The organism is Colwellia sp. PAMC 21821, assembly GCF_002077175.1.
Classification (GTDB): domain Bacteria; phylum Pseudomonadota; class Gammaproteobacteria; order Enterobacterales; family Alteromonadaceae; genus Cognaticolwellia.
Genome location: NZ_CP014943.1, coordinates 3118919 through 3131307 on the forward strand (window position 1 = coordinate 3118919; position 12389 = coordinate 3131307).

Sequence of the window (12389 nt, forward strand, 5' to 3'; positions counted from 1 at the left end):
TCATGAGTCAAAGTGAAAATTTTACATTAGGTAATGAAGCAGAAATTGAAGATATCGGCGGTGGATTGAAGCGTCAAATGCTAGGTTACAACCATGAGGTTATGGCGGTTAAAATTTGGTTTGAAAAAGGTGCTATTGGTTACAACCACGCACACAGACATTCGCAAGTTACTTATGTGGTTGAAGGGGAATTTCACTTTAACATTGATGGCGTAACCAAAATATTAAAACCAGGCGATAGCTGTTTTATGGCGCCACATGCAGACCACGGTGCTACATGTCCAACCGGCGGTATTTTAATCGATACTTTTAGCCCTGCTCGCGAAGACTTTGTCGAAGAAGGTGCTTTTGATCATATTCATAATAAGGAAAGTAGCGCATGAAAATTAGAAATCTTCGTTGGTGGGTTATTGCTTTAATAGCGCTAGCTACCGTTATTAATTATATTGATCGTTCTGCGCTTGCCGTCCTCTGGCCTGACATTGTAGAAGACTTATTCCCAGATGAATCGGCTTTTGAACGTAAGCAAATATATGCCAATATCTCCATGGTGTTCATATTATCTTATGCCTTTGGTCAGGCTATATTTGGCAAAATATTTGACTGGGTAGGGACTCGTGTAGGTTTTGTGCTATCTATTGGTGTTTGGTCACTGGCAACAGCTGCTCACGCATTTGCTCAAGGAGTGCTTAGTTTTAGTATCTTCCGCGCAATTTTAGGTGTGGCAGAGGCAGGGAACTGGCCTGGAGCCGCTAAAAGTAATGCTGATTGGTTTCCAACCAAAGAGCGTGCTTTAGCCCAAGGTATCTTTAACTCAGGCGCTGCTATCGGCGGTATTATTGCCATTCCGTTAGTGGCTTACATGACGGTGTATTTTAGCTGGCAAATGGTCTTTGTCGTTATAGGTTTAGTTGGATTATTGTGGCTTATACCTTGGATAATATTGGTGAAAGCTCCACCAAAGTCTCATCCTTGGATTACTGACGAAGAGCGTGCTTATATTTTAACAGGCCAACGAGATACAGACACTACAGCGCTTAAAGAGGAAGTAGAAGAGTTTAATCCTACAACGCGTGAGTTACTTTCTCGTAAAGAAAGCTGGGGCGTTATTATTGCTTCTGCGGCGATTGACCCTATTTGGTGGTTATTTGTATTCTGGATCCCGATCTATCTGAACGAAGTCTACGGCATGGACGTTAAATCTATTGGTATCTATGGTTGGGTACCTTATGTTGGGGCCATGTTAGGTGCTTGGTTTGGTGGTCTACTCGCACAAAATCGTATAAAAGCAGGCTGGAATGTAGATAAAACACGTAAATTAACCATTACCTTAGGTTGTTTGATTATGCTACCCGCGTTATTAGCGATGGCAAGTCCAGGTGGACCGACTACAGCGGTAATGATTATGGCGGTTATTTTATTTGGTTTCCAAACGGTTATTAGTAACCTGCAAACATTACCTAGTGATCTCTATGGTAAAAAATCTGTTGGTACGCTTTCAGGTTTCTCGGGTATGGCTGCAAAACTTGGTGCCTTAGGTTTAACAGCACTGGTACCATTTTTAACTGCTGACGGTAATTATACTCCAGCGTTCGTTATTGGTGCATCATTAGCGGTTATCGCCATGGCAGCAGTTTGGATTCTTATTCCAAAAATTGAGCCATTAAAAGCTAAGTAATTCGATAATTAATGATCGATAAATTTCAATTAAAGTTAAAAAGGCTATGTAAATGAAGAACATTTTTTTATTCGGTGAATGTATGATTGAATTGATGACTACTTCTCAAGAGAAGTCATCGAAGACAATGAAACAATCGTTTGCTGGAGATGTTTTTAACACTGCAGTGTATCTAAAGCGCACTTTCGCTGACCTGAACGTGCATTTAGTTACCGCCGTGGGTGAAGACCAATTTAGCCTTGATATGATCGAATATTTTACCAGTGAAAATATTGGCGTTAATTTTGTTTATAAATCAGCAACAAAAATTCCTGGCCTATATTCGATACAACTTGACGATCAAGGTGAGCGTAGCTTCTCATATTGGCGTGAAAACTCAGCTGCTCGCCAAGTTATGCAACATATTAATGATGATGCGATTAGCGAATTATCTAAAGGAGATATGTTTTTCTTCTCAGGTATTTCTTTGGCGGTTATAGAGCCAGAAGCAAGAGCTGATTTCTGGGCTTTAATTGATAAATTAAAAGCTGGGGGAGTACAAATAGTATTTGACCCTAACTATCGACCTCGCTTATGGAGTAACGCTAAAGAAGCTCAAGTGCAGTTTGAGCTAGCCTTACAAAAGTCTGATTTATCACTGCCGGGCGTTGACGATTTTGAACAATTATTTGGCATGATAAGCGCCGAAGAAGTGAACGAGTATTGTCAGCAGTTTGGTGTCAATGAATTAGTTATTAAAAATGGTGAGCAAGGCATTTTAGTGGTGGCTAATGGCGAGACCCTTAAATTTGCTATAACGCCGGTTAAAAACGTAGTTGATACAACATCAGCAGGCGATTCATTTAATGGTGTTTATCTTGGCGCACGTATTAAAGGGTTCTCAGTAAGTGACTCAATAGCCTTAGCATCAAAAGCCGCTGGGTTTGTTATACAGCACAAAGGCGCCATTGTAGATAAACAAGCATATCAAAAATTTATAGTAAGTTAATTACCATCACTTTGTTGGGTTAATTAATTTTAAACATCTTCAAAAGGAAAACTCATGACATTATTTTCGACCCTAATGGGAAAGCAAAAGTTGCTGCCTATAATTCAAGCAGACTCAGTTTCTCAAGGGCTAGAAATAGCGAAAGCAATGGCTACAGCCGGTATCGGTTTGGTTGAAGTGGTACTGAGAACGCAAGCATCAATTGATATTATTAAAGCCATTAAACTTGAACTGCCAGATTTAAAAGTAGGTGCAGGTACGGTTCTCGACGCTGACATTTTACAGCAAGCGCTTGCAGCCGGTAGTGACTTTATTATTACCCCAACCATCTCAAGTAGCTTATTAACACATTTAGCACACTGTAAGGTTCCAGTGTTGCCGGGCGTGTCGAATAGTTCGGATATACTTTTAGCAAGAGAGTTTGGCTATACCGAGCTAAAATTATTCCCCGCTTCATTATCTGGTGGCGCACCATTTTTAAAAGCGATGGGATCAGTTTTTAAAGATATTTCTTTTTGTCCTACCGGCGGAATTAACGAAAAAAATCAAGATGAATTTTTATCGTTAACTAATGTTTTTGCTGTTGGTGGAACTTGGATTGCTAACCCTGAATGGGTTGCAAATGAAGAGTGGTCGAAAATTACGGCTGCATGTAAAGCTGCACAAGATATCGCTTAAAACTAATCACGAGAATAAGCTAAGAAAACCTAACTTTGGCTTATTCTCGTATATTATCCTGTCAAAAGCTCAAAAGCTCAAAAGCTCAAAAGCTCAAAAGCTCAAAAGCTCATAAACTCATAAACTCAAAAATTGATCTGTAGTTTTTGTGGTTTTAATACTTGTTGAAGGTTATTTTTTGTAACAATTAACCTGTTTGGTTACATATAGTGTTTACGCTTGAATATGGCTGTAAAAGCCATTGAATATAGCTATACAGCAATGTATTACATCTGTTTTTTGCTGTTTTAATTAAGTTGAAGTTACAAAGATATTGCATTTACAGCTATATTAAGTTTGAATACAGTAATCATTTTATTCAGACTAGGAAGGTAGAGTGAAGAGAATTCTATTAGTTATTTTCTTGTTGTTGCTCACCAGTGAAGCAATTGATGCTAAAACGTTTCGAGACAACGGTGCTTTTACGCAATTAAAACAAAAAATCCAAAACAATGAAAGTGCAAGTGCTTGGCAATTAGCAACAAAACTTGAGAACGTGCATTTAGGCGATGCTGATTTTGACTTCCTCTACGGCCTTGCTGCCCTGAAAGTACAAGAGAATGAACGTGCAGTTTATGCTTTTGAACGTGTAGTCGCTAATCAGCCTAATTGGTTAGACGCCCAGTATTATCTTGCTAGCGCTTATTACACAATGAAAAACTATCATGGGGCTATCGAAATAACCCAGTCATTAAGCCAAGCAGAAACTATTTCTCCTAAATTAAAAGCATCTGCTGCAAACCTTAAAAACATTTCTGATGCGGCTTTAGAACAGCAATCTTTAGTTATTGTACAGTCGGTGGATGTGAACGTAGGGTACGATTCAAATATAAATGCTGGTACCCGCGAAGATAATATATTTCTGCCTTTTTTAGATCAAGACATTCCATTATCTGAAAACAGTAAAGAAAACAGCGACAGTTTTTTAGCACTGGGTTATCAGTTAATGGGAAGCAAAGCATTAACTCAAACCTCTAAACTAACCTTTTCAGGTACCAGTAAGTTACATTACTTCAGCAATGACTCTGAATATAATCGATTTTCAGTCCGTACTAATTTGCAATATAAAAAGGATTTTGACGCTTTCAGTGCTAGCGCTGGCGTTAGAGCTGTTCCGCTTTGGTTAGATGGTAGCTATTACCGGACACAATATGGCGCGACCTTTGGTCTAAGTAAAACTATTGATAAGCAGTGGCTTCTTTCTACTCAGGCTTTTGTTGGGCAGTCGAAAAATGACATTAATCGGTTACTAAACACGGATGACGCCTCAATACAATTATCGGCTCAGTATATTATGCAAAGATGGCGACATGCACTTTCAGTGGTTTATTCACAAGAAGAAAGCCAATTCGTTGAAAGCCAACATAATAGTAAAAATACTAGTGCTATTAGTTATATGGCGAATTTTGCTATCAATCAACATTGGTTAGCAAGTGCAAATATCAGTTATCAGCATCAAGCTTATCAGCATCCACATCCGTTTTTTTTAGAAAAACAAGTTGATGATATGTGGCTGTTTAGTACTTCAATTTTATATAAAGACTCCACAAGATGGTCTTATCAATTAAGCGCTAACATGCAAGATAAAGATAGTAACTTGGCACTTTTTTCCTATCAACGGGCTGAAATTAATTTATCTGCTCGTATGAGCTTTTAGGAGCAAACTATGAATAATGTAAAGTTTTTATATAACAAAAAAATGTTTAAAACTATTAAACTTATGAGTGTTTTTACATTGGTGATGAGTATTAGCCACACGTTACATGCAAGTGATGTAGCGGGTAAAACGATTCTAGCCAAAGGTATGGTTGAAGCGTTTGATCAAGCCAGCAAAGAAAAGCGAAAACTGAAACGGCGCTCTGAAATATTCAGTGTCGATAACATTACCACAGGTAATAAAAGTAAAGCTCAGTTTAGTATGTCTGATGGTGGTTTAATTACCTTAAAAGAAAATACAGAAATTTTGATCAGCCAGTATAAATATAACCCTGAAGCGGGTGAAGCATCGGCAACCTTAGAAGTGGTTAACGGTGGTTTACGTTCTATCAGTGGTCTTATTAAAAAGTCTGGCGGTGATTACCAAGTAAAAACACCTGTAGGCAGTATTGGTATTCGTGGTACACACTTTGCTGTGGAAGTAGTTGGTAAAGATACTTTTTTCGCTGTTTATAGCGGTAATATTGATGTTGAATTAAATGATAACAGTATTTTATCACTAGGCAGTTCGGAAGACTTCGCGTTTGCCTCTGTAAATGCTCAAGGTCAAGTTACACGAATGACTCAGGCACCGGCTATTATCTCTTTAGGCTATTCCGATACATTATCTGAAGATACAGATGAAAATACAGATGAAAATACAGATGAAAATGGCGACAGTGAGCAATCATCACAAGCCTTAATTGTTGATTCAGGCGAAAGCCCGCTCAATTCGGATACACTTGAAAATGATGACAGCCTTGGCGATAACGATGTATATACCGAGTCAGAATGGCAAGGAATTAACGGTTTACCAATTGAAGAGTTGATAGCTGAACGCACAGGAACGCTTGCTTATAACAACATAATTCAAAGCACGGTAAATTCCAGTGTTGGACAAGTTAGCGATTTTACTATGACTATGGCAATTGACTTTGATAATGCTTCAGTCCCAGGTGGTACGTTGAGTTTTTCTGATAGCCAAGGAGAGTGGTTTGCCGCGTATTCAGGGCTGATTAATATTGATCAACTTGACCTAGGCATTAATTTCGCTTCACACGGTAATAATAAAGCCGATGGTATTATTTCTGCAGGTTTCATCAATGGTTTAGATGAAATTCGTGGTGGTTTTAGCTTACAAGAAATTAATAACCCAGCAGTTAATGCTGACGGCTCATTTACTATTCGTCCATAAACTTTAGGATTATAAAAATGTATATTAAAAGATGTATATATATTACAGCTTTATTGAGCCTAACAGCTTGTGGTGGCGGAGAGTCTGAATCGTCAAGTGAACCTATCAATGTAACACCTGTAATAACAGTTCCTCAGCCATCCGATACAATCACGGTAGACTTAGCTGGGCAGTCTGGCGTAACCCTTTCTGTGGCAAAAAAAGTGGCTGGCACACAGAGTGTAACTAATAGCACGGTTAGCACGAGCTTTTCTAATGCCATTGGCACACTAAGACATGCAAATTCAAATGGCAAAGTCGAAGGTAATTTAACTATAGGCGTAACAGCTTCAGACACTGATGTGATGAATAAAGTATCTCTTTATTTGCCAAACGCAGAGCGAAGCTTTGTTTTATGTGCTGAAAATTGTACACCTGATTTTCAAGCAACTATTACGGGGTTTAATCCGCAATTTGCGAATGAAATCGCGGGTGCTTTACGTATTGAACTTGTTGTTGAAGACAGTTTAGGCAACAGCGCTGTTGTTGATGCACTCAGTGTAAATTGGCAGCCTATTCAAATTTCAGCCATCAGTGCCAGCCGAGAGAACGGTGTGGTTTCTGTTTCATGGTCAGGTAACTCTGCACTCGAGCGTTATAATTTATACGCCGCTACAGCGCTTGGAATAACGTCGTCAAATGCCATCGAGCTTGATAACGGTATACAACAACTTGCCATTAATGGCACAACCGCGCAGTTTACTGACGTGGATGAAAGCAAAAACTATCATTTACTCGTTACCGGTATAGATAACGGCGGTGAGAGTGGAAAATCTAAACCTTACACGCTTGCTAAACTTGGCGGTGTCGCTAACTTAGCGCCCATCGCGAATAATGATAATTATGAGCTTAACGAAGATGAAACGTTAACGGTTAATGTCTTAGATAATGATGTGGACCCTGACGGACAAGTCGTCATATTTGACAGTATTATACTTCAACCATTTAACGGTACATTAGATTTTGACGAAGCCGGCAATTTTACTTATAAGCCACGTTTAAACTTTAACGGTACAGATACGGTCAGTTATAGAATTCTTGACGGCGAAGGTGCAACAGCTGAAGCCACGGCTATATTTACAGTATTACCGATAAATGATAACCCGGTTGCTGTAGATGATACTTACGCAGTTGATGCGAGTGGTAATATTCTTGCCGCTGATACTAATTTATTAAGTAATGATTCTGATATTGACGGCGATGATCTGCAAGTTACAATTCGAGCTATCACCCCCCTCAGCGTGGTACCTTAATTATTAATGCCAATGGCAGTTTTTCTTACCAATCTGCTGGCGTATTAGCTGAAAATGACCAATTTGTTTATCAAGTAACTGATGGCAAGGGAGGCACGGCAACAGCGACTGTCACTATATTACCGAACGGAAGTAGCCTACCGCCTATTGCACTTAATGATACTTATCAAGTGGATGAAGACAATACACTCGTTATTGCTTCGGTTGATTTAGGTATTTTAGCTAATGATAGTGATCCAAACGGTTTACCATTCACATTACTGGAAAGCCTGCTTATTCAGCCTCAACACGGTCAATTAAGTTTAGACTTAGATGGCACGTTTACCTATATCCCCAATAGTAACTTTGTCGGCGTTGATCAGTTTCAATATCAGATAAGCAACTCAGCAAACCAAATAGCACAGGCCTTTGTCACAATTACTATCAACCCTTCGGCTGACATTCCGATTGCGCTTGATGATAATTACTTAACCGAAGAAGATGTAGAGTTAGTTGTTGGCGTTTCAACCGGACTCTTGGTTAATGACGTAGATTTCGATAACGCAATACTGAAAGTTAATACAACGCCGGTAAACTCACCACAAAAAGGGACTTTAGTGTTAGCCGAAGACGGCAGCTTTAGATACCTGCCCAATGCTGATTTTAATGGTACAGATAGTTTTACTTATCAAGTGATCAGTGCATCAGGCCTAACTAATACCGCGAATGTAAATATCGTTGTTGTGCCGTTAAATGACAGCCCTATCGCTGTCAACGATATTGCCACGACAAATGAAGATACCCGCATTGTGGTTGATGTGCTGGCGAACGACATCGACAAAGAAGGAGATACGCTTTCCTTAGTCTCGGTTAGTCTTGAAAATGGCACGGCAGCGATTGTAAATGGCAAGCTTGATATTACCCCCGCGCTGAACTTTTTTGGGCAAATAAATATTATTTATACCATGACGGATAACATTAATGCTGCCAGCTCAGGTGCATTAGTACTGACCGTATTACCGATAAATGATGCACCGATAGCCTTAAACGACAGTTACAATTTTCTTGAAGATACCGGGCTGAATATTTTAGTCACCGATAATAACAATTTGTTATCCAATGATAGCGATGTTGATGGTGATACGTTAACAGTAAATACCACACCGTTAGCTAATGTAGCTAAGACTACAGCGAACATTACGTTAAATACCCAGCCATTGAAGGATGTAAGTAACGGTACGTTATCGCTAAAAAGTAATGGCTCGTTCACTTACGCTCCAAACCTTAACTTTAGTGGCATTGACAGTTTTACCTACCAAATAATGGATGGAAATGGTGGTACAGCACAAGCGAACGTAACCTTAAGTATTTCTGCGGTTAATGATTTGCCCGTTCTTCTAGGGAATAAAAGCTTTAGCTTTATAGAAGACAGCACCTTATCGGTAGCAGCTAACGCGAGCAATAACTTATTAAGTAATGCCAGTGATGCTGATGGTGATACCTTATCAGTGATATTAGCCTCAGCCAGTGATGCTAATTTAACGCTCAATACAGATGGCTCATTCGTTTATAGACCCACACGCGATTTTTTTGGTGATATTAAATTTAGTTATAAAGTAAGTGACGGGGTGAGTGAAAGTTTACAAACCAGTGAAGTCACATTAACTATTAGTCCGGTTAATGATATTCCTGTGGTAGTGAGTAATACTAAGAGCTTCACCTTTGATGAAGATTTGATATTAAGCAAATTATCAAATGATGCCGATAACTTGTTAAGTGGTGCTAGTGATGTTGATGGTGATAGTTTAACGGTTGTGCTTACCTCTAATGTAAGCACCAACGGTAGTTTAATATTTAATGCTGACGGCTCATTCAGTTATAGACCTATTGCTAATTATTTTGGAGCAGACCAATTTAGCTATACGGTTTCTGATGGTACTGCCTCTAGCGAAGTCGTGACTGTAGACCTTAATATTCAAGCGGTAAACGATGCACCTATTTTAGTGCCAGATCCCAATGTAGATGCAAGCGCTTATATTTTTAGCATTAATGAAGCGGCAACCGAGGGTGACATAGTTGGCACCATTAGCGCCAGCGATATAGAGAATGACACACTGGTATATTCACTTACCTCAGGTGACACTAGCCTGTTTCAAATCGACCCATCAAGCGGCGTTATCACAGTAAAAGGCATTTTTCCTTTAGACTTTGAAACTAATACCCAACATGCATTAACAGCAACTATTACTGACAATGGTACCCCTATTGCTGAGTCTTCCAATGTTGCCGTAAGCATTACTATCCTCGACATACTGGGCGAGGCCGCAATCATCGAAGATGCAAACTTTGGTCGCACAGCTTTTGGTTTATTAGAACTATCAGGCTCTATCGGTCAAGCACAGCTTAATAATTCTATAAATGTTGGCACAAAAATGTACTTTATTGGCACTATCGATAACGTAGATAAAGATGTTTATGTTGTGGCTTACAACACAGATGGCAGTTTAGACACCACTTTCGATAGTAATGGTTCAAAAGTATTTGATTTTGGTGCACAAGAGTACGGCAAAGCAATTGCCGAAATTTCTGGCAATCTATACCTTGTTTTCGACACTGATGACGGTACCTATACCGAAGTTTGTTTTTTAAAGATCGATAGTTTTGGTGCGATAGACACAACCTTTGCTAATAGTGGCCTTCGTTGTACTGTTGAACAAAAAACCTTTTCGATTAATAACGCTGTCAACATGCCGCTTCCTACCTTGCAAGGGGTAACAACATTAGCGTCTGATCTTGAACCTATGATTGTTGCTGTCGGTAAAGTGCAAGGTACTGATGCTGATACTTTAGTTATTCGTATAAATGAAAATGGTGATTTTCAAGATACTATTATAGATACTACTACTTATTCGCCACACATTATTTTAGATGTCAGTGGTGCAGGGCTTGATGATGAAGCCGTTGCATTATATAACCCGCACAATCAAGAGATTATGATCGCAGGTAATGTATTGACGGCTAATGGTGATAACGACGTTTACGCTTGGATTATTGATCCTAGACATGCTGATGGTATTAACGTGAACTTTAATAACAGTGTACCAATGCCTTATGACATCAGTGGGCTAGGTAAAGATGATGACGTTCGCGCTATAGGTGGAATCAATCAATCAACTCACACCGCTTTTCTGGTGGGTTCAACTGTGTTAGCAAATGACAACAAAGAAGGCTTTATTCTCGAAATAGATAAATTTACCGTTAAAGTGCCTGGTTTTGGTGTTAACGGTATTGCTACTTATGATGTTGACGGTGACGCAGGAGCAGGCACCGGATATGCTGAGTTCTCCGGTGTTGCAGAGACGGGTAATGAAGTGTACTTAAGTGGTACGCTATTTGACGGAACAAGTAAGCCTTTTACTTCACGTGTTGCAGGCGATACTGGTGTTTTAGATACTAATTATGGTGTTAATGGCTATCAAATAATTAACTATAATAATAATGCTTTTGCAGGCTCAATGAGTATAGAGAATACACGAACTATGTGGATTCCAGGCTACGTTGAATCGGGTAGTGGTACCAATATGGTTATTAGTACGGTGACAGGTGAAGGTAATCTATTCACAGGTAATGACATAATAAGCGGCAAAAATACTATAATCGGTTCCAGTACACCGTCAGACGATACCGTAGCACAAGTTATTCAAATTCAAGCAGGCGTGCAAGTTGGTAAATACTTAACCGCTTCAATTGCGGATGATGCAACCAATAAACGTATCATTTTAACTAGGCTAACCAGTACAGGCCAATTAGATACTACGTTTGATAGCGACGGACATAAGCAATTAATAATAGGTACCAGTGCCACGGTTAAAGGTTTGTTTGAATTAGCTAGCGGCAACTTTATTGTTTATGGCAATGTCACTGAAGGTATCAGTACTAATGGCTTTGTTGCCCGTATTGATCAAAACGGCGTATTAGATACTAGTTTTGCGACTAATGGCATTTATACCACCTCGGCCATAATTGCGACCAACACTCAATTTAATCAAGTTAAAGCCGATACCCAAGAAAGGCTTATTGCCGTAGGTAACTTTGAAAGCGGCAGTACCAGTGCCTTTGTTTTACGCTTAACCGCTGCAGGTTTACTTGATACGCTATTTAATACTTTAGGCACGCAAGGCTATGTTATTGGCGCTAATACTGATGATTATTTGACAGTTGTTATTGATGTTACTAATGGTATCGACAATATTTATGCCGGTGGTAATCGCCTAAGTGGCGACAAAGACCTGTTAATGGCTAAATATCTAGTAACAGGAGCACTTGAAAATGCTGTAACGGTTGATACAAATTCGGGGATCGATGAAAGCGTAGAGCAATTACTTTTTGATAGTAAAAATGACTTGTACTGGATTGGCAATGACTTAGGTGATTCAGCGGAACTTATAGTTGTAAAATCAAATACTTCAGGCGTACTCGATAACAGTTTCTCTGGTGACGGCAAAGCGCTTTTCGATATGAGCGCATTGCTAGAGTTGGACGCTGAGGCAGGAGTATCCAATGCTGCTATTGATAGTAATGATAATATTGTAGTGGTTGGCTACAGTGACCTTAATTTAATTAGAAAAAAGAAAATGATCGGACGCATCAAACCCGATGGTAGTTTAGATAATGCATTTGATTATAATGGCTATTTTAGATCATCTACTTGTTCAAATGCCGCAAATTTAGAGTCTATTGTCTTAATCAATAATAGCTCATTTGTTGTAGCAGGTCAGTGTTATACAGGCGCAACAGAAAAGAACAATATTGATATCAGCCATTACACATTAAATTAACCTTTTT

The 12389-nt window shown here is 39.2% G+C and carries 8 protein-coding genes and 1 pseudogene; all 9 read left to right on the plus strand.

Annotated features, from left to right (window positions below):
• Positions 1 to 2: 2 nt before the first annotated feature.
• The 9 genes and pseudogenes from A3Q33_RS13285 (at position 3) to A3Q33_RS13320 (ending at position 12382) form a co-directional block, all read left to right on the plus strand.
• Entirely contained in the window at positions 3 to 383 is a 381-nt protein-coding gene (locus A3Q33_RS13285) for a cupin domain-containing protein (protein ID WP_081180368.1), read from the plus strand.
• Complete coding sequence (locus A3Q33_RS13290; protein WP_081180369.1) at positions 380 to 1678, plus strand: MFS transporter; 1299 nt, start codon at positions 380 to 382, stop codon at positions 1676 to 1678. The genes A3Q33_RS13285 and A3Q33_RS13290 overlap by 4 nt, the downstream gene beginning before the upstream one ends.
• A 52-nt stretch (positions 1679 to 1730) precedes the next feature.
• The gene (locus tag A3Q33_RS13295; RefSeq protein WP_081180370.1) at positions 1731 to 2666 is read left to right on the plus strand and encodes a sugar kinase; all 936 of its coding nucleotides are present in this window, start codon (positions 1731 to 1733) and stop codon (positions 2664 to 2666) included.
• A gap of 54 nt (positions 2667 to 2720) precedes the next feature.
• Entirely contained in the window at positions 2721 to 3344 is a 624-nt protein-coding gene (eda, locus tag A3Q33_RS13300; RefSeq protein ID WP_081180371.1) for a bifunctional 4-hydroxy-2-oxoglutarate aldolase/2-dehydro-3-deoxy-phosphogluconate aldolase, read from the plus strand.
• 376 nt (positions 3345 to 3720) lie between these two features.
• On the plus strand, positions 3721 to 5040 hold the full coding sequence (locus A3Q33_RS13305; protein WP_155866771.1) for a surface lipoprotein assembly modifier: 1320 nt from the start codon (positions 3721 to 3723) through the stop codon (positions 5038 to 5040).
• Positions 5041 to 5049: 9 nt separating this feature from the next.
• Positions 5050 to 6273 carry a FecR family protein gene (locus A3Q33_RS13310; RefSeq protein ID WP_231295672.1) on the plus strand — a complete coding sequence of 408 codons (1224 nt, stop codon included), beginning with the start codon at positions 5050 to 5052 and terminating at the stop codon, positions 6271 to 6273.
• Between the two features lie 17 nt (positions 6274 to 6290).
• On the plus strand, positions 6291 to 7565 hold the full coding sequence (locus A3Q33_RS13315; protein WP_081180373.1) for a cadherin-like domain-containing protein: 1275 nt from the start codon (positions 6291 to 6293) through the stop codon (positions 7563 to 7565).
• A 2-nt stretch (positions 7566 to 7567) separates the two neighbouring features.
• Positions 7568 to 7669, plus strand: a pseudogene (locus A3Q33_RS21145) (Ig-like domain-containing protein); the annotation flags it as partial.
• Between the two features lie 66 nt (positions 7670 to 7735).
• Entirely contained in the window at positions 7736 to 12382 is a 4647-nt protein-coding gene (locus A3Q33_RS13320) for a tandem-95 repeat protein (protein WP_081180374.1), read from the plus strand.
• The last annotated feature ends 7 nt before the right edge of the window (positions 12383 to 12389 follow it).